This is a genomic window from Amycolatopsis sp. MJM2582, from assembly GCF_000754115.1.
In the GTDB taxonomy this organism is placed as follows: domain Bacteria; phylum Actinomycetota; class Actinomycetes; order Mycobacteriales; family Pseudonocardiaceae; genus Amycolatopsis; species Amycolatopsis japonica.
The window spans coordinates 126,426-144,679 of the sequence record NZ_JPLW01000003.1 but is presented as its reverse complement, the minus strand read 5'-3'; the positions used below and the strand labels follow the sequence as shown (position 1 = coordinate 144,679).

17 protein-coding genes and 1 tRNA gene are annotated in these 18,254 nt (G+C 69.1%); 10 read left to right on the top strand and 8 right to left on the bottom strand.

Translation table 11 applies throughout. The annotated features are described in order from the left end of the window. Nucleotides 1-30: 30 nt before the first annotated feature. Together mfd and ED92_RS19380 are read right to left on the bottom strand one after the other, a co-directional pair. A complete protein-coding gene (gene mfd, locus ED92_RS19385) occupies nucleotides 31-3,585 on the bottom strand; it encodes a transcription-repair coupling factor (RefSeq protein WP_037340682.1) in 3,555 nt (1,184 codons plus the stop codon). Between the two features lie 56 nt (nucleotides 3,586-3,641). Further along, nucleotides 3,642-4,556, bottom strand: coding sequence for an LLM class flavin-dependent oxidoreductase (locus ED92_RS19380; protein ID WP_037340680.1), 915 nt, complete (start codon nucleotides 4,554-4,556; stop codon nucleotides 3,642-3,644). Nucleotides 4,557-4,641: 85 nt separating this feature from the next. Here ED92_RS19380 and ED92_RS19375 point away from each other — a divergent pair, with 85 nt between their 5' ends. Continuing rightward, entirely contained in the window at nucleotides 4,642-5,406 is a 765-nt protein-coding gene (locus ED92_RS19375) for a helix-turn-helix transcriptional regulator (RefSeq protein WP_037340676.1), read from the top strand. Here ED92_RS19375 and ED92_RS19370 read toward each other — a convergent pair. Together ED92_RS19370 and ED92_RS19365 are read right to left on the bottom strand one after the other, a co-directional pair. After that, a complete protein-coding gene (locus ED92_RS19370) occupies nucleotides 5,396-5,902 on the bottom strand; it encodes a DedA family protein (protein WP_037340673.1) in 507 nt (168 codons plus the stop codon). The two genes, ED92_RS19375 and ED92_RS19370, sit on opposite strands and share 11 nt — an antisense overlap. Continuing rightward, the gene (locus ED92_RS19365) at nucleotides 5,874-6,476 is read right to left on the bottom strand and encodes a class I SAM-dependent methyltransferase (RefSeq protein WP_037340672.1); all 603 of its coding nucleotides are present in this window, start codon (nucleotides 6,474-6,476) and stop codon (nucleotides 5,874-5,876) included. The genes ED92_RS19370 and ED92_RS19365 overlap by 29 nt, the downstream gene beginning before the upstream one ends. 131 nt (nucleotides 6,477-6,607) lie before the next feature. On the opposite strand from ED92_RS19365, the gene ED92_RS19360 reads away from it, so the two are divergent. Genes ED92_RS19360 through ED92_RS19350 form a run of 3 tightly spaced genes read left to right on the top strand, consistent with a single transcriptional unit; the run spans nucleotide 6,608 to nucleotide 9,636 of the window. Beyond that, nucleotides 6,608-7,774 carry a sensor histidine kinase gene (locus ED92_RS19360; RefSeq protein ID WP_037340671.1) on the top strand — a complete coding sequence of 389 codons (1,167 nt, stop codon included), beginning with the start codon at nucleotides 6,608-6,610 and terminating at the stop codon, nucleotides 7,772-7,774. Next, nucleotides 7,771-8,430, top strand: coding sequence for a response regulator transcription factor (locus ED92_RS19355; RefSeq protein ID WP_037340667.1), 660 nt, complete (start codon nucleotides 7,771-7,773; stop codon nucleotides 8,428-8,430). Before ED92_RS19360 ends, ED92_RS19355 begins: the two co-directional genes overlap by 4 nt. Nucleotides 8,431-8,451: 21 nt before the next feature. Beyond that, on the top strand, nucleotides 8,452-9,636 hold the full coding sequence (locus tag ED92_RS19350; RefSeq protein WP_037340664.1) for a sorbosone dehydrogenase family protein: 1,185 nt from the start codon (nucleotides 8,452-8,454) through the stop codon (nucleotides 9,634-9,636). Here the strand turns inward: ED92_RS19350 and ED92_RS19345 are convergent. Further along, on the bottom strand, nucleotides 9,633-10,358 hold the full coding sequence (locus tag ED92_RS19345; RefSeq protein ID WP_037340661.1) for an SDR family NAD(P)-dependent oxidoreductase: 726 nt from the start codon (nucleotides 10,356-10,358) through the stop codon (nucleotides 9,633-9,635). The genes ED92_RS19350 and ED92_RS19345 overlap by 4 nt on opposite strands. A 32-nt stretch (nucleotides 10,359-10,390) precedes the next feature. Between ED92_RS19345 and ED92_RS19340 the strand changes: the two genes are divergently transcribed. Together ED92_RS19340 and ED92_RS19335 are read left to right on the top strand one after the other, a co-directional pair. Beyond that, nucleotides 10,391-10,912, top strand: coding sequence for an isochorismatase family protein (locus ED92_RS19340; protein ID WP_037340660.1), 522 nt, complete (start codon nucleotides 10,391-10,393; stop codon nucleotides 10,910-10,912). 3 nt (nucleotides 10,913-10,915) lie between these two features. After that, nucleotides 10,916-11,308, top strand: a complete 393-nt coding sequence (locus ED92_RS19335; RefSeq protein ID WP_037340657.1) for an NUDIX domain-containing protein — start codon at nucleotides 10,916-10,918, stop codon at nucleotides 11,306-11,308. Between the two features lie 3 nt (nucleotides 11,309-11,311). On the opposite strand, the gene ED92_RS19330 is transcribed toward ED92_RS19335, so the two are convergent. The 3 genes from ED92_RS19330 to ED92_RS19320 form a co-directional block, all read right to left on the bottom strand. After that, nucleotides 11,312-11,950: a hypothetical protein gene (locus tag ED92_RS19330; RefSeq protein ID WP_037340655.1), complete on the bottom strand. Its 639-nt coding sequence runs from the start codon at nucleotides 11,948-11,950 to the stop codon at nucleotides 11,312-11,314. An 82-nt stretch (nucleotides 11,951-12,032) separates the two neighbouring features. Then, nucleotides 12,033-12,626, bottom strand: a complete 594-nt coding sequence (locus ED92_RS19325; RefSeq protein ID WP_037342446.1) for a TetR/AcrR family transcriptional regulator — start codon at nucleotides 12,624-12,626, stop codon at nucleotides 12,033-12,035. Nucleotides 12,627-12,724: 98 nt separating this feature from the next. Then, nucleotides 12,725-13,675, bottom strand: a complete 951-nt coding sequence (locus ED92_RS19320) for a fatty acid desaturase (protein WP_037340653.1) — start codon at nucleotides 13,673-13,675, stop codon at nucleotides 12,725-12,727. Nucleotides 13,676-13,848: 173 nt separating this feature from the next. On the opposite strand from ED92_RS19320, the gene ED92_RS19315 reads away from it, so the two are divergent. The 4 genes from ED92_RS19315 (at nucleotide 13,849) to ED92_RS19300 (ending at nucleotide 18,221) form a co-directional block, all read left to right on the top strand. Continuing rightward, nucleotides 13,849-13,920, top strand: a tRNA-Gln gene (locus ED92_RS19315). Between the two features lie 43 nt (nucleotides 13,921-13,963). Next, nucleotides 13,964-15,712 carry a diguanylate cyclase gene (locus ED92_RS19310; RefSeq protein ID WP_037340650.1) on the top strand — a complete coding sequence of 583 codons (1,749 nt, stop codon included), beginning with the start codon at nucleotides 13,964-13,966 and terminating at the stop codon, nucleotides 15,710-15,712. A gap of 44 nt (nucleotides 15,713-15,756) precedes the next feature. Next, nucleotides 15,757-17,244 carry a bifunctional UDP-N-acetylglucosamine diphosphorylase/glucosamine-1-phosphate N-acetyltransferase GlmU gene (glmU, locus tag ED92_RS19305; RefSeq protein ID WP_037340648.1) on the top strand — a complete coding sequence of 496 codons (1,488 nt, stop codon included), beginning with the start codon at nucleotides 15,757-15,759 and terminating at the stop codon, nucleotides 17,242-17,244. Then, on the top strand, nucleotides 17,241-18,221 hold the full coding sequence (locus ED92_RS19300) for a ribose-phosphate diphosphokinase (protein WP_037340645.1): 981 nt from the start codon (nucleotides 17,241-17,243) through the stop codon (nucleotides 18,219-18,221). Before glmU ends, ED92_RS19300 begins: the two co-directional genes overlap by 4 nt. Nucleotides 18,222-18,254: the final 33 nt, after the last annotated feature.

Below are 18,254 nucleotides of genomic sequence, written 5' to 3'. Positions count from 1 at the left end.
CCAGGTCATAAGTCGCGATTCGAGCTCGGCTCACGCGACGGGCGCCGGCGACTTCATCAGATTCGTCAGCAGCTTCGCGCACCAGTCCAGCAATTCCTCGTCGCGCAGCGCCGGGGCACCCATACGACCACCGGCCGGGCCCTCCGTCGGCTTCGGCACGGAGACCGTGTTCGTCACCGCCTTGTAGAGAGCCTTGGGGTACAAGCGCTTCAGCCGCACCATCTGCGAATCCGCCAGCGGCAGCGGCGCGAACCGGATCGACGTGCCCTGGACGGCGACCTCGGTGACGCCCGCCGCACGGCAGGTGTGCCGGAACGCGGCGACCGCGAGCAGCCTCCGCACCGGGGCGGGCGGCTGACCGTAGCGGTCGATCAGTTCCTCGCGCACGGCGTCGAGCCCGGCCTGGTCGGGAGCCGCCGCGATCTTGCGGTACGCCTCCAGCCGCAGCCGCTCGCCCGGCACGTAGTCGTGCGGGATGTGCGCGTCCACCGGGAGATCGACGCGGACTTCGGCGAGCTCCTCCTCTTCGGAGGTTTCCGCGCCCGCGTGCCGACGGAACGCGTCGACCGCTTCGCCGACGAGCCGCACGTACAGATCGAAACCGACTCCCGCGATGTGCCCGGACTGTTCCGCGCCGAGGATGTTGCCCGCGCCGCGGATCTCCAGGTCCTTCATCGCGACGGCCATACCGGCGCCCAGCTCGGTGTTCTGCGCGATGGTCGCGAGCCGGTCGTGCGCCGTCTCGGTGAGCGGCGCCTCCGGCGGGTACAGGAAGTACGCGTACCCGCGCTCACGCCCACGCCCGACCCGGCCGCGCAACTGATGCAGCTGCGCGAGCCCCAGCAGGTCACCGCGTTCCACCAGCAGTGTGTTGGCGTTCGAGATGTCCAACCCGGTCTCGACGATCGTGGTGCAGACGAGCACGTCGTACTCGTTCTCCCAGAAACCCTGGATGATCTTCTCGAGTTTCTCCTCGTTCATCTGCCCGTGCGCGGTGACGACGCGCGCCTCCGGCACCAGCTCGCGAATGCGCTTCGCTGCCTTCTCGATCGAGGAAACCCTGTTGTGCACGTAAAAGACCTGGCCGTCACGCAGCAACTCGCGCCGGATCGCGGCGCCGACCTGTTTGTCGTCGTACGCGCCGACGTAGGTCAGGATCGGGTGCCTGTCCTCGGGCGGGGTCAGGATCGTGGACATCTCGCGGATGCCGGCGAGCGACATCTCCAGCGTCCGCGGGATCGGCGTCGCCGACATGGTCAGCACGTCGACGTGCGTCCGCAGCGCCTTGATGTGCTCCTTGTGCTCGACGCCGAACCGCTGCTCCTCGTCGACGATCACCAGGCCGAGATCCTTGTACCGGATCCCGGTCTGCAGCAGGCGGTGCGTGCCGATCACGATGTCGACGTCGCCCGAAGCGAGCTGTTCGAGGATGGCGTCCGACTCCGGCTTCGAAGTGAACCGCGAGAGCCCCTTGATCTTCACCGGGAACGAACTCATCCGTTCGGTGAAGGTGTTGAGGTGCTGCTGCGCGAGCAGCGTCGTCGGCACCAGCACCGCGACCTGCTTGCCGTCCTGCACCGCCTTGAACGCCGCGCGCACCGCGATCTCTGTCTTGCCGTAGCCCACGTCGCCGCAGATGACGCGGTCCATCGGGACGCCGCGTTCCATATCCGACTTGACCTCGTCGATCGCGGCGAGCTGGTCGTTGGTCTCGGTGAACGGGAAGGCGTCCTCGAGTTCGCCCTGCCACGGGGTGTCCGGCGCGAACGCGTGCCCCGGCGCGGCCTGCCGCGCGGCGTAGAGCTGCACGAGTTCGGCGGCGATCTCCTTGACCGCCTTCTTCGCTTTGGCCTTGGTGTTCTTCCAGTCCGACCCGCCGAGTTTGTTCAGCGTGGGCAGCTCACCGCCGACATAGCGGGAGACCTCGTCGAGCTGGTCGGTCGGGACGAACAGCCGGTCCCCGGGATGCCCGCGTTTGGAGGAGGCGTACTCCAGCAGCAGGTACTCGCGGGTCGCGCCCGCGACGGTGCGCTGCACCATTTCGACGAACCGGCCGATGCCGTGCTGATCGTGCACGACGTAGTCGCCCGCCTTGAGGGCGAGCGGGTCGACGGCGTTGCGGCGCCGCGACGGCATCTTGGTGCTGAAGTCCTTTGTGGACGTTCCGGCGCCCGAGCCGCGGCCGGTGAGGTCCGATTCGGACAGCACCACGAGGGCGCGCTCCGGCGAGACGAAACCGTCCGACAGACCGCCGCACGTCACCGTCACGACGCCCGGCGTCAGCGGACCGGTGATGCCTTCGGCGAGCGACGCGGGGACATCTCCCGCCGACAGCTGCTCGACGGCGCGAGCAGCGGTGCCGTGCCCGGCGACGACGAGCACGGCCGTCCCGCCCGCCGCCGTGTGGGCGCGCAGATCGGTCGTCGCGCGCTCGACCTCGCCGCGATAGTTCGGCGCGGCCTCGATCGAGACGCGGTAGACGTCGGGATCGTCGCTGGCCAGCTGCGTCAGCGTCCACCAAGGGCGCTTCGTCTCCTGAGCGTGCTTCGCGATCTCCGCGAGGTCCCGGTACGCGGACGCGCCGAGGTCGATCGGCGCCTGACCGCCCGCGGCGGCCGTGGTCCAAGACGCTTCGAGGAACTCCTGCCCCGTGCGGACCAGGTCGGCCGCGCGGGCGCGGATCTTCTCCGGATCGGCCAGCAGCACGTGCGTGCCCTGGGGCATCGCGTCGGTCAGCAGGTCCAGCTCGCCCTCGCACAGCACGGGGATGAGCGCTTCCATGCCCTCGACGGGGATTCCGCCGGAGAGTTTGGTGAGCATCTCGGTGAGCTGCGCGTCCGCCTCGTACGTCGTCGCGAGCTCGGCGGCCTTCGCGCGGACCGGCTCGGTGAGCAGCAGCTCACGGCACGGCGGCGCGCTGACGTGCTGGATCTCCCCCGGCAGCGACCGCTGGTCGGACACCGCGAACGCGCGGATCTCGCTGACCTCGTCGCCCCAGAACTCGACCCGCACCGGATGCTGCGCCGTCGGCCCGAACAGGTCGAGGATGCCGCCGCGCACGGCGAACTCGCCGCGCTTCTCGACCATGTCCACCCGCGTGTACGCGAGCTCGACCAGCCGATCCAGCAGCCCTTCGAAACTCTGCTCCTCGCCGACGACCAGGTCGATCGGCGCGAGCGAACCGAGCCCGGGCGCCATCGGCTGGATCAGGCTGCGGACGGTCGCGACGACGACGCGCAGACCGTCCGAGCCCGTCTTGAGCCGGTGCAGCACCTCCAGCCGCCGCCCGACGGTGTCCGCCCGCGGGGACAGCCGCTCGTGCGGCAGCGTCTCCCAGGACGGGAAGTCGACGACGGCGCCTTCGCCGAGGAACGACTTCAGGGAAGCGGTCAATTCGTCCGCCTCGCGGCCGGTGGCGGTCACCGCGAGCACGGGGCGGCCGGCGCCCTCGTCCGCGGCGAGGGCACCGGCGACCAGCTGGCGGGTGGCGATCGCGCCCTGGAGTTCGAGCACCGGGGCACCGGCCCGCTCCACGACCCCGCGAAGGGCCGGATCGGGAAGGATGGAATGAAGGAGTCCGGACAATGGAGCGTTTGTCACCGTCCCAGCCTACGTGGGGGCACCGACAGTCCGCCGCGCGATTACCGGGGCAGGGCGTCGAAGACCTTCGGGAGCTGCTCGTCGAACTCGGCCGGTTCCTGCGTCGCGACGCGGATCAGCAGGTGTTCGGCACCCGCGTCCTGGTACTCGCGCAACCGGTCGGCGACCTGCTCCGGGCTGCCCGCGACCAGCATTTGGATCTTCTCGACGAAGTCCAGCGGGACGCCGTAGTTCCGCTGTGCGTAGTCCTCCAGCCGCTCGCGTGCCCTGATCGGGTCATCCTCGATGAGCACTGTCGCGAACAGCGCCGGCGTCACGGGGCGTACGGCCGTTTCGCGGATCTTCGCGAGGCCGTCGGTGTAGTCCGCGACGTCGGGCGGATACGGCAACCAGCCGTCGTAGAGCTGTCCCGCACGCTTCAGCGCGCCCGGGGTGAAGGCGGCCAGCCACACCGGCGGGCCACCGGGACGGTGCGGTTCCGGGTACTCCGGCAGGGCGTCGTAGTGCAGCACCTCGCCGTGGAACGGGCCGCTCTTCCCGCTCCACACGTGCCGCCACAACGCGACGATGTCGTCGAGGCGGGCGCGGCGGCGTTCCCACGGGACCCGGGTGAAGGCGAATTCGGGTTCGCTGCGACCCGCGAATCCGGCACCGACGCCGAGCGTGACGCGGCCCTGGCTGAGCAGGTCGAGCGAGAGGATCGCGTTCGCGGAAAGGAGCGGATCCCGCAACGCCGGCAGCAGCGCGGCGGTGCCGAGGGTGACCCGCTCGGTTCTGGCGGCGAACGCGCCGAGCAACGTCAAGGAATCGATGGGCGCCTTCGCGAGCGTGTCCCCGACCCAGACCGAATCGAAGCCGAGGCGTTCGGCTTCGACCGCGACGGCGACCATTTCCGGCGCGGTGCGCCCGGCGTCGAGGGTGGACCGATAACTGGGGACGACCAGACCGAATTTCATGCCGGAAGCATCTCCGCGGCGGGGAATCGTCTCAATTCCTTCGAGGGAATGGCGACGCCGACGACGTCTCGGCCAAGATGACGCCATGGTTTCCGGATTCGGCCCCGCGCTCCGGGGCTGGCGCGAACGACGGCGGCTTTCCCAGCTGGAGCTGGCGATCCGGGCCGGGACCACGCAACGGCACGTGAGTTTCCTGGAAGGCGGCCGGTCGATCCCCGGCCGCGGCCTGGTGCTGCGGGTCGCCGAATCGCTCGAACTGCCCCTGCGTGAACGCAACGGCCTGCTGCTCGCCGCCGGGTTCGCCCCCGGTTTCCCCGAAACCGAATTGGACGATCCGAGCCTGCGGCCGGTCCTCGACGGTATGCGGCGGCTGCTCGACGGGCACCGCCCGTATCCGGCCATCGTGGTCGACCGCTACGGCGTGCTCGTCGCCCGCAACGACGCGCTCGACCTGCTGTTCGAGGACGTGGCGCCGGAACTGCTGGAGGAACCGGTCAACACCTTGCGGCTCGCGCTGCACCCGAAGGGGATGGCGCCGAGGGTGCGCAACCTCGCGGACTGGGCCCGGCACATCCTGGAACGGTTGACGCAGGAGATCGCCCACGCGCCCGACGAACGGCTCATCGCGCTGCTGGCCGAACTCGAAGGTTACGTTCCGGCTCCTGGTCCGCCCGGGCCCGATCACCTCGGCTTCGCCGTGCCGATGCGCCTCTCCACTTCCGCGGGTGAACTGCGGCTGATCACGGCCATCACGACGTTCGCGACCGCGGCCGATGTCACGGTTTCGGAATTGAAACTGGAGACGTTCCTCCCCGCCGACGCCGAGACGGCGGCGATCCTCACCCGCTGACCCAAGCGCCCGCGTGGCCCAGGAACAGCTCCGCGCACGCCCACAGCACGGCCGCGCAGACACTCCCGGGCACGAACCGCCGGTACGGCATCTCGGCGGCTCCCGCGATACGCGGCACCACGGTCCGCACCCCGGCCAGGCAACGGCCGGCGATCACGGCCGGGACGCCGTACCGGGTGACGGCCCGCTCCACGCGCTCCCACCGATCCCGGCCGAACCGCCGCCCGAACCGCGTGGTCCGCAGCCGCGGGCCCAGCCGCCGCCCCTCCAGGAAAGCGATCTGGTCACCCGCCACGGCTGCACCGATCGCGACCGTCAACGCCAGCGGCAGGTCGAGCGTGCCGCGCCCGGCGAGGAATCCCATCAACAACAGACTGGACAACGTCGGCAGCACGATTCCCGGCAGCAGCGCGGTCTCCAGGAAGATCAGGGCACCGCAGACGAGGTAGACGAGCGCGGGCGGCGACTCAAGAAGCGGCCGCAGCAGGCTGTCCACGACGCCTCCCCGCTTTCTGTGGCAGCGCCGCGCGGTGCACGAAGGCGGGCGGCAGGTTCGGCCAGACCAGCGGGGTCCGGCCGGTCACCGCGAACCGGTCCCGCAGCGCCACGGCGAACCGGCGGGCGGGTGTCGTCCAGGCCGCGTGCGCGTAGGCGAACGTCGTGAACCGTCCGTGCGGGGCGAGGATCTCCGTCACCTGGTCGAGGATCCGAAGCTGCCGTTCACCGGGCATGACCGTCCACGGCAGTCCGGAGACCACGACGTCGGCGGCCTCGTCCACATACGAAATCAGGTTTTCGGCGGACCCCTCGACGACCTCGACGTCCCCGTGCCGGGACCGCAGTTCCCGCGCCAGCCGCGGATTGATCTCGACCGCGATCAGCCGCGCGCCCGGTGGCAGGCGACGGACGACGGCGCCGGTGAACACACCGGTCCCGGGGCCGAGTTCGACGACGAGCCTGGCGCTTTCCAGGCCGAGGCCCGCGGTCATGGCCTCCGCGAGTTTCGGGGAGCTGGCCGCGACGGCCCCGGTCAGGACGGGATGGCGGAGGAATTCCCTGGTGATCGACATGTTCCCGACGCTAGGAACGGGTTTCGTGGCTCCGCGTCGGCTTCGCCGGCCGATTCCGTCCTCCCGTGGGAGGACCCCGGGAGTACCCCAGGACGACGCGCTCCCGTGCCGGGCGGGGTTACGTTCGAACGGTGCAAAGGCTGCTCGACCGGCTCCGCGCCCACCCGTGGGTGACCGACCTTCCCCTGTACGCGTGGTTCGTCTTCCTCGCGCCGACAGGATCGTCGTCGGCCCCCAAGGCCGTCCTGCTGGTGCCGTACCTCTTCCTCGTGCCGCTGCTCTGGCGGCGGCGCCACCCCGAGATCGTCGCGGTGCTGATCGTCGCCGGGGTGACCGCGCAGTACACGACGGAGCTCTGGGCCTACGACCGCGGCCGGGGCGAACTGGCCATGGCCGTCGCGCTCTACACGCTGGTCCGCGCGGGGAACCGCCGCTTCGCCGCGGTGATCGCCGCCGCGATCGTCGCCCTCGACGTCACGTGGGGTCTCGCCTGGGGAGTCACCACCGAACAGGGCACTTGGCTCGCCATCGGCGCGACGATCCCGTTGCACGTCGCCGCTTGGGCGCTCGGCGAGTTCTTCCGTGCGCGGCAACGGCTTTCGGCGGAGGAAGCGACGAAGGCGGAGCTGGCCGCGTCCGAACAAGAGGCCCGCGCCCGGGCCGCCGTCGCCGAGGAACGCACCCGTATCGCCCGCGAACTGCACGACGTCCTCGCGCACAGCGTGAGCGTCATCGTGATCAACGCCGAGGGCGCGAAACTCATGCGCGGCAAGGATCCCGAGGTCGTCGACCGGACACTCGACACGATCGGCAAGGCCGGCCGCGACGCGCTCGCCGAGCTGCGCCGTCTGCTGGAGGTCCTCCATGCCGGTGAAGCCGCCCGAAGCCCGCAGCCGACCGTCGCGGAGCTTCGCGACCTGGTCGCGCAGGTCAGCGCGAGCGGACGGGACGTGGATCTCCAGGTCACCGGGGACGCCGAGGGGTTGCCGCCGAGCGCCGCGCTGCAGGCGTACCGCATCGTCCAGGAGTCGCTGACCAACATGATCAAACACGCGCCGGGGGACGCGAGCGGCCAGGTCGAGATCGATTTCGGCCAGGGCGGCCACCGCCGGAACGTCCGGATCGAGGTGACGAACACGGGCGGGAGCGAACCCGTCGCGCCGCGGCTCCCGTCGTCCGGCCGGGGGATCGCCGGCATGACCCAGCGCGTCGAGATGTTCCACGGCACCCTCGACACCGGACCGACCCGCGACGGTGGCTACCGGGTCGCCGCGAATCTGGTGGTGGAGGCGGGATGACGGCGGTGAAGGTGCTGATCTGCGACGACCAGGAACTGGTCCGGGTCGGGATGGGGATGATCGTCACCAGCCAGGACGACCTGACCGTCGCGGGCGAAGCCACCAACGGCGCCGAAGCGGTCGAGGCCGCCGAGAAGCTGCGGCCGGATCTGGTCCTGATGGACGTCCGGATGCCCGTGCTCGACGGCGTCGCGGCGACCGAGCGGATCTGCCGGTCGCTTCCGGACACCCGGGTCCTGATGATCACCACGTTCGACCTCGACGAGTACGCGTATGCCGCGTTGCGTGCCGGTGCCAGTGGTTTCCTCGTCAAGGACGCGCCCGCCGACGAGATCCTCGTGGCGATCCGAGGTGTCCTCCGCGGCGATTCGATGGTCTCCCCCTCGGTGACGAAACGGCTGCTCGATCGCTACCTGGCCGACGAACGGGACGCCGGTGAGAGCGCGCGGCTCGAAACGCTGACCGAACGCGAGAAGGACGTCCTCTCGCTCATCGCGCGCGGCCTGACGAACTCCGAGATCGCCGCGAAGCTCTACATCGGGGAGACGACCGTGAAGACCCACGTCGGCCGGATCCTCGCGAAGCTCTCGCTGCGCGACCGTGTGCACGCGGTCGTGTTCGCCTACGAAAGCGGTTTGGTTCGCGCGGGCGGTTGAGCACGGTGGCATGCTGATGTCATGCGCACCTCCGCCGTCGTCGCGTTCGCTTCCCTGTCCTTGCTGGTCACGGCCTGTTCCGGGGCGTCGAGCGAGACGGTGCAGAGCGCGCCGCCGGTCACCTCGAAGCCCGCGGTGTCGAAGCTGAAGGTCGAGCAGGTGACGGCCGGGCTCGAACACGGCTGGGACGTCGGTTTCCTGCCGGACGGGAAGATCCTCGTCACCCAGCGCCCCGGGAAGCTGGCCCTGATCGAGGGCGGCGCGAAGCGTGACGTCGCCGCGGACTTCTCCGATGTCCACGTACGCGGCGAAGGCGGTCTGATGGGGATGGTGATCAGCAAGGACTTCGCGACGTCGCGCGAGTTCATCACCTGCCAGACCCACAAGGAAGGCGACAAGGCCGTCGACATCCGGCTGGTCACCTGGCGGCTTTCGGACGACGGCGCCAGCGCCACGAAGGTCAAGGACCTGCTGACCGGGCTGCCGGTGAACCCCAGCGGCAGGCATTCCGGCTGCCGTCCCGCGTTCGGCGCGGACGGCGCGCTCCTCGTCGGCACCGGCGACACCGCCCGCCCGCAGCACCCGCAGGACCGGACGAGCCTCGGCGGCAAGGTGCTGCGCGTCGACGCGAAGACCGGGAACGCGTTGCCGGACAACCCGTTCGCGAAATCCGCGAACCCGAACGAACAGCGCGTGTTCACCTACGGGCACCGCAACGTCCAAGGCGTCACGGTCCGCCCGGGCACCGGGCAGGTGTTCACCGCGGAACACGGGCCGACCATCGACGACGAGGTCAACCTGGAGACCGCGGGCGGGAACTACGGCTGGGACCCGTCCAAGGGCGGCACCGAGACCAGCTACGACGAAAGCGTCCCGATGACGGACAAGCAGCGTTTCCCGGACGCCGTCAGTCCTTTGTGGACGACCGGCGAGATCACCGAGGCGATCTGCGGCGCCGAGTTCCTCACCGGCTCGCAGTGGGGAGCGCTCGAAGGTTCGCTCGCCGTGACGGCGCTGAAGGGACAGAAACTCCTGCTGTTCCGCCTCGACGACTCCGGCAAGGTCACCGAAGTGACGCTGCCGCCGGAGTTCGACGACAAGTTCGGCAGGCTGCGCGCCGTCCGCGGCGGGCCGGACGGCGCCCTCTACATCACCACTTCGGAAGGCCAGGACGACAAACTGCTGAAGGTCACGCCCGGCGCTTAACGGCCGAGGTGCGCGCCGCCGTTGACGTGGACGATCTGCCCGGTGACGTGCCGCGCCTCCGGGCTCGCCAGGAAGGCGACCACTTCGGCGACGTCCGCGGGCTCGCCGGCGCGTTTGGTCAGCGTGTTGCCGATCAGCCACGCCCGGCGCTCGTCGGAGAGCTTGCCCTGGAAGAACTCGGTGTCGCCGACCAGCCCGGGCGCGACGATGTTCGCGGTGATCCCGCGCGGCCCGAATTCCCTTGCCACGTCGACGTTCCACGCCTCCAGCGCGGCTTTGGCGGCACCGTAGGAACCCGCCCCGGTGCGCGCGGCGATCGAGCCGATGGTGACGATCCGCGCCCCGTCGGCGAACCTTTCCCGCAAGGCACGGGTGACCAGGACGGCGGTGAAGACGTTCGCGTCGAGATTCGCCTGCCAGTTCGCGGCGAACGACTTCAGGTCTTCGGCCTGCCCGCCGCGGAAGTCGGTGTTCCCGCCCGCGTTGTTGACTAGGACGTCGACGCGCTCCGGCAGGTCGGCCAGTGCGCGTTCCACCGCCGCCGGATCGGCCGCGTCGAACGGGACCGGGTGCGCGCCGAGCAACGTGGCGGCCTCGGTGAGGACCTGCACGCGGCGGCCGGTGATCGTCACCCGATCACCTCGCGCGGCGAAGGCCGCCGCGACCGCGTAGCCGATTCCCGTTCCGCCGCCGGTGACCACTACTTCCCTGTTCTGCCCCATGTCTCCAGCATAGGGACCACTAGGCTGCCCGCATGACGAAGATCGACCCGGCGACGACGGCGCTCGTCCTGATCGACCTCCAGACCCGGATCGTCGCGCTGGAGACCGTGCCGATCGAAGGCACCGAAGTCGTAGCGAACGCCGTCCTGCTGCGAGACGCCTTCAGCGCGGCCGGCTCGCCGGTCGTCCACGTGCGGGCACATCGGCCGGACGTCGACGAGCAGCCGCCCGGCAGCGAACTGGTCGCCGAACTGACACCTCGCGAGGGCGAGCACCTGATCACCAAGAACACGATCGGCGCGTTCTACCGCACCGGACTCGACGAACTCCTGCGCGGGCTCGGCGTGAAGACGCTGGTGCTCGCCGGGATCGCCACCGAGTACGGCGTCGAATCGACGCTGCGGGCCGCGATCGACCACGCCTACGAGACCATCGCCGTTTCGGACGCGATGGCGGGTATCGCCGCGATCTCCCACGAATCGGCGATCACGAAGGTGTTCCCGCGGCTGGGCGAAGTGCTCACGACCGCCGAAACCGCCGCGGCGCTGGGCTGAACCATGATCGACAAAATCGCTTTGCTGTATTTCCAGGACGGCCGTGTCCTCGGCGCCCGCTCGCGCGGGAAATCCGTGTTCTATCTGCCCGGCGGCAAACGCGAACCCGGTGAAACCGACGCCGAGACCCTGGTTCGCGAAGTCCGTGAGGAACTGAACGTCGAGATCGATCCGGCGACGATCGAGCCCGCCGGCTCGTTCGAGGCTCAAGCCGACGGGCACCCGTCAGGGCTCGTGGTCCGGACGACCTGCTATCTCGCCGAATTCAGCGGAACACCCACGGCCAGCAGCGAAATCGAGGAAATCGCGTGGCTGGGCCACGAGGACAGGGACCGGCTCTCCGCGGTGGGCAAGCTCATCTTCGACCACCTGCGGGAGACCGGCCTCCTGCGCTGACCGCTACTTCTTGAGGTCGTCCAGGCACAGCACCCGCGACTGCGGGAGCGTGCCGCCCGAGCGCTGCCACTGGATCTTCTCGTCGGTCGACGGCACCTGGGTGCACACCGTGCTGCCGTCGATGAGGAAGGTCGCGCTCTTTTCGATGGCGAGGACCTTGTACCGCGCTGTCGCGCAGTCCTCCTTCGTGAGCTTCTTCGCGCCGACGACGCCGTCGGGGAGGCAGTCACCGACGACCGGCGCCCGTTCGCCCGGGTTCTTCAGGTCTTCCAGGCAGAGCAGGGTGCCGTCGGTGGCCCCCCTCTTTCCTTGGAAGAAGTACGCGTCGGTCGTCGGGTAGTCCTCGCATTCGGACCCGCCCGAGAGCCTGAGCCCGATTTCCGACTTGTTCTCCTGTTTTCCGACGACTTTGAAGTTCGCGTCCGGAGTTCCGCATTCGGTGCTCTTGACGCTGTCCGCGTTGTCGACACTGCCCTTGAGGCAAGCGCCGACCTCGGTGCTCGACGCCGTGAACGGATTCGCCACGAAGAACGCGATCAGGGCGACGACACCGAAGATGCCCAAGCGGATGACCGGCTTCAGCCACGTTCTCTTCTTCTGCGGCGCCATCTGCCCGACGGCGGGCGCGGGAAAGTTCTCCACGGTTGTTCCCCCAGTTGGATGATCTCTATGGGGGACCTAGCGCTCACCACCCGGGAAACGTTACTGCCGCGCGACGCAGGTCTCAGTGCAACCGTAGCTTGGGCTTGTGCTCCAAATTGGACAGACCGTTCCACGCCAGGTTGACCAGATGCGCGGCGACCTCGTCGCGTTTCGGTTTCCGGGCGTCGAGCCACCACTGCCCGGTGAGCGCCACCATCCCGACGAGCGCCTGCGCGTACAGCGCGGCCAGCTTCTCGTCGTAACCCCGTGCGGCGAACTGCTGCGCGAGGATGTGCTCGACCTGGCTGGCGATGTCGTTCAGCACCGTCGAGAACGTGCCCGTCGAACTCGCGACCGGCGAATCCCGCACCAGGATGCGGAAGCCGTCGTGCGAGTCTTCGACGTAGGAGAGCAGCGCGATCGCCGCCTGCTCCAGCATCACCCTCGGGTGTCCACCGTGGAGGGTGGAGACCATCCGGTCGAGCAGCAGCTGCGTCTCGCGGTCGACGACGACGGCGTAGATGCCTTCCTTGCCGCCGAAGTGCTCGTACACCACCGGTTTGGAGACGTTCGCGCGGTGCGCGATCTCCTCGATGGACGTTCCTTCGAAACCCTTCTCCGCGAAAAGGGCCCTGGCGACGTTGAGCAGCTGCTGTCTGCGCTCGGTCCCCGTCATCCGCACCCGGGCCACCGGAGCGACAGGACGCGCCCCGGTGACCGCTTCACGTTTGGTCCGCCTTCTCCCCGCCATCGCAGAAGACTAACGCGACCTCGCTATTTGCTTTCAGCGGCGATGCGCGCGAGGCGCTGCGGGGTCGGCCAGCGCACGTCGTAGGCCCAGCCGAACTTCTCGAAGATCCAAATGAGACGCGCGGAAAGGTCGATCTGGCCGCGCTGCACCCCGTGCCGCGCGGAGGTCGGGTCGGCGTGGTGCAGGTTGTGCCACGACTCGCCGAAGGAGAAGATCGCCAGCGGCCAGAAGTTTGCCGATTTGTCGCGGGCGGCGAACGGGCGCTCGCCGATCATGTGGCAGACCGAGTTGACCGACCAGGTCACGTGGTGCAGCACGCAGACCCGCACCAGCCCGGCCCAGAAGAACGCGGTCACCGCGCCCCAGAACGACCAGGTGATCAGTCCGCCCAGGATCGCGGGCAGCACCAGGGTGAGCAGGCTCCACAGCCAGAACAGGTCGTCGACCTTCTTGATGGCCGGGTCCTTCACCAGGTCCGGCGCGAACCGCTCCGCGTTGGTCTGGTCGCGATCGAACAGCCAGCCCATGTGCGCGTGCCAGAACCCCTTGGCGATGGCGAGCGGCGAGGTGCCGAACAGCCACGGCGAATGCGGGTCGCCGTCGCGGTCGGAAAAGGCGTGGTGGCGCCGGTGGTCGGCGACCCAGGTGATCACGGGGCCCTGGACGGCCATGCTGCCGGCGATCGCCATCGCGACGCGCAGCCACGGCTTGGCCTTGAACGAGCCGTGCGTGAAGTAGCGGTGATAGGAGACGGTGATTCCGAGGCCGCTGATCGCGTAGAAGACCACGAACAGGCCGACGTCGACCCAGGTCAGTCCCCAGCCCCAAGCGAATGGGACGGCCACGAGCAGCGCGGCGAGCGGGAAGATGACCCCGAGGTAGACCGAGAGCTGCACGGCGCCCGATCGTTGTCCGTCGATTACCGGTTTGGGGCCCTTCGCGGGCTTCTGGGAACGGTCGAGGGTAGCCGTCATGCAGTCACTTCTTTTCTACGCGCAACCCTGAGGGTTTCCCTAAGGGTGACCTTACCTACGATGCCGTAAGTTACGGTACAGGAGGTTTGGTCCCCTGTGGAGTGCCCGCGACGGTGACGCCACCCCCGGGCGCACGTGGACGTCCCCGACATGGCTATCCTGACCAGGATCGATCCGCCGTAGTGTAATCGGCAGCACTTCAGATTTTGGTTCTGACAGTTCAGGTTCGAATCCTGGCGGCGGAGCAGACGAACAGATGACCAGCGGCGTTTTCAACGGTGGGGGTGTGTGCGGCTGACCGAGGACGCGACGACCAGTGGCAGGCGGCCGGCGCTTGCGGAGATGTCCGACGCCTGGCTCTACGGTCGCGCGCGCGAACTCGGTGCGGCCATACAGCGTGTCAGCTTCGCCGAGCAGCTGGACATCGTCACCAGCCTCGACGAGCTCCTCGACGAGACGCAGCGCCGCGGCGAACCGCTCCTGGTCGCCCAGCTGCTGCGGTACTCCGCGATGGCCAGGCTGGTCACCCGCGGTCTCGCCGCCGAAGCAGAACCCAGGCTCGACGAGATGCTCGCGCACACCCGGCGGCACGGTCTCGCGCTGATGCGGGCCGACGCGCACGCCATGCGCGGCCGCCGCCTGGTGATCGCCAAACAGGAGGACGCCGCCCTCACCGAGATCGCCAGGGCGCTGGCCATCCTCGACGACTCCGCGGTCCCGGACCGCCAGGTCGGCAGGCGCAACTGGGACCGGATGCTGTCCACGACCCTGGTCGACTGCTGGCTGGTGCTGAACCAGCTGGGCGTCTACGAGGCGGCCGAGGAGGCCATCGCCCGCGCCGCGCAGGCGATCCGCGACAGCGCCAGCCCGCACGAGATCGCGCTCCAGCTGATCAACCGGGTCAAGATGCTGCTGGGCTGGGGCCTGCGCCTCGAACGGATCGAGCGGTACGACGAAGGGGCGGACAAGTTCCGAACCGCGGCGTCGATGGCCCAGGCCGCTGAAGGCCCGTTCACCGAATCGCTGTTCCCGCGTAAGGCCGGGGTGCCCGCGATCGACCAGGTCGGCGTGCTCGCCGCCGCGGCCGCGCTGGCGTCGCCCGATTCGTCGCATATCGAGCGGCTGACCTCGCTGCTGCATCCGGAACTGGTGTTCCCGCACGAACGCGAGATCATCGCCATCGCGCTGGCCCGCTGCCTGGACAACGACGGCCGCCGCGAGGACGCGCTGCAGGTGCTCAAAGAGGTCCGCGAGGACAACGAAGAGGGCTCGCTGCCGTCGATGCGGTTGAACCTCGCCCGCGAGCTGGCCAGGCTCGACACCACGCCGGACTACGCGTCCGGGGCGAGCCAGTCGCTGATCGACTACGCGACCATCCTGGAAACCGAGATGTGGTCGCTGCGGGAATCGCAGATCGCCACGCTCAACGCGCGGCGGGAGCACGAGCGGCTCTCCGCCGAGCACGGCGCCATCACCCAGCAGGCCCTGCAGGACCCGCTCACCGGGTTGCCGAACCGGCGCGCGCTCGACGAAAAGCTGCGTTCGCTGGCGTCGTCCGCCGACGCCCAGCCGCTCGCGGTGGCGCTGGTCGACCTCGACGGCTTCAAGGACGTCAACGACAAGCAGTCGCACGCCGAAGGCGACAACGTGCTCCGTGTCATTGCGAGCACGCTGCGTGACGCCCTGCGCGGCGACGACGTCGTCGCCCGCTACGGCGGAGACGAGTTCATCGTGCTTCTACCTGGGGCTCCGGCGTCCGCGGCGAAACAGGCGCTGGGTCGTTCTGTGAATGCCGTCGCATCTCTGCCGCATCATCTTTCGCACGGCGTCACCCTCTCCGTCGGCCTTGTGTCGCTCCGCCCGCAGGAACGGGCCGAACAGGTCCTCGCACGCGCCGATGCGGCCATGTACCAGGCGAAACGCGGCGGCGGGAACCAGGTTTCGTCGGTGAACTCGATGGCCATCGATCCGGTGACCGGATGGCCCGGCGAGGATGCTCCGACCGACCCCGCGTGGGACGCCGAGCAGCCCACGTAGGATCAATGCCCGACAACCACCGTTGGTGAAATGTTGGGAGTGCCGTGACCGGCCCGCTGAGCACGTTGATCCTCGCCGCGGGTGAGGGCACCCGCATGCGCTCGTCCACCCCGAAGGTGCTGCACCCGATCGCCGGCCGCCCGTTGGTCGAGCACGCGGTGCGGGCCGCCGCGGGACTGAACCCGGAGCACCTGGTCGTCGTCATCGGCCACGGTCGCGACTCGGTCGGCGCCCGGCTGGCGAACGTCGGCGAGGCGCTCGGCCGCGAGGTCGTCACGGCCGTCCAGGAGGAGCAGAAGGGCACCGGGCACGCCGTCTCGTGCGCGCTCTCGGCGCTGCCCGCGGGGCTGACCGGCACCGTCGTCGTCAGCTACGGCGACGTCCCGCTGCTCGACACCGAAACGCTCGCTTCCCTGGTCGCGGAGCACACCTCCACCGGAAACGCGGTCACCGTGCTGACCGCGGTCGTCGAGAACCCGACCGGTTACGGCCGGATCATCCGCGACGAAAACGGCGTCGTCACCTCGATCGTCGAGCAGAAGGACGCCACCCCCGAGCAGCACGAAATCGCCGAAATCAATTCCGGCGTGTACGCCTTCGACGCCTCGGTCCTGGTCGACGGGCTTTCGAAGCTTTCGACCGACAACGCCCAGGGCGAGCTCTATCTCACCGACGTCCTCGGCATCGCCCGCGGCGACGGCAAGGGTGTCGGCGCGCTGGTCATCGACGACCCGTGGGTGACCGAAGGCGTCAACGACCGCGTGCAGCTCTCCGTCCTCGGCGCCGAGCTGAACCGCCGGATCGTCCGCGGCTGGCAGCGGGCGGGTGTCACCGTCGTCGACCCGGCGAGCACCTGGATCGACGCGGGCGTGACCTTGTCGCGCGACGTCGTCATCGAACCCGGCGTCCAGCTCAAGGGCTCGACGTCGGTCGGCGAGGGTTCGCAGATCGGCCCGGACAGCACTCTGGAGAACGTCTCCGTCGGCGCGGGCGCGTCGGTGGTGCGAACGCACGGTTCCGATTCGGAACTGGGCGACGGCGTGAAGGTCGGTCCGTTCACCTACCTGCGTCCCGGCTCCAAACTGGGGACCAAGGGCAAACTCGGCGCTTTCGTCGAGACGAAGAACGCCGACATCGGCGCCGGCACGAAGGTCCCGCACCTGACCTACGTCGGCGACGCGACCATCGGCGAGAACAGCAACATCGGGTGTTCCAGCGTCTTCGTCAACTACGACGGCGTGAACAAGCATCACACCACGATCGGCTCCCATGTGCGGCTCGGCGCGGACAACACGTTCGTCGCCCCGGTGACCATCGGCGATGGCGCTTACAGTGGGGCAGGCACCGTGATCAGGCAAGACGTGCCCCCGGGCGCGCTCGCCGTGTCCACCGGGCCGCAGCGCAACATCGAAGACTGGGTGTCCCGGCGCAGGCCGGGCACACCCGCGGCGGAAGCAGCTTCCGCCGCGAAGCAGGACACCACCGCCGTGTCCGATTCAGATAAGGGAAACGACGGGGAGTCGCCAGCATGAGCTCGAAGTCCGGAACACCGAAGAAGAACCTGATGCTGTTCTCCGGGCGCGCGCACCCGGAGCTCGCGGAAGAGGTGGCCAAGCACCTCAACGTGTCGGTCGTCCCGCAGACCGCGCACAACTTCGCCAACGGGGAGATCTTCGTCCGGTTCAACGAATCGGTGCGCGGGACCGACGCGTTCGTGATCCAGAGCCACCCGGCGCCCATCAACGAATGGGTGATGGAGCAGCTGATCATGGTGGACGCCCTCAAGCGCGCGAGCGCCAAGCGGATCACCGTGATCATGCCGTTCTACCCGTACGCGCGGCAGGACAAGAAGCACAAGGGCCGCGAGCCGATCTCCGCGCGCCTGATCGCGGACCTGTTCAAGACCGCCGGCGCCGACCGGATCATGACGGTCGACCTGCACACCGCGCAGATCCAGGGCTTCTTCGACGGTCCCGTCGACCACCTGCTCGCGCAGAACGTGCTGGCCGCGCACATCAACAAGACCTACCAGGACGAGAACATCACCGTCGTCTCGCCGGACTCGGGCCGGGTGCGGCTCGCCGAGAAGTGGGCGGCGCAGCTGGGTGACCGGCCGATCGCCTTCATCCACAAGACCCGCGACCCGGACAAGCCGAACCAGGCCGTCGCCAACCGCGTCGTCGGCAAGGTCCGCGGTCAGCTGTGCGTGCTGATCGACGACATGATCGACACCGGCGGCACGATCGTGAAGGCCACCGAGGCCCTGCTCGACGAAGGCGCGGCCGACGTCGTCATCGCCTCGACCCACGGCATCCTGTCCGACCCCGCCACCGAGCGGCTGTCGAACTGCAAGGCGCGCGAGGTGATCGTCACCAACACGCTGCCGATCCCGGAGGAGAAGCGGTTCCCCGGGCTGACCGTGCTGTCCATCGCGCCGCTGCTGGCGCAGGCGATCCAGCAGGTCTTCGAGGACGGGTCGGTCACGTCCCTCTTCGACGGCAACGCCTGATCCCCGACGAAGCAAGGGACCTTTGCTACCACT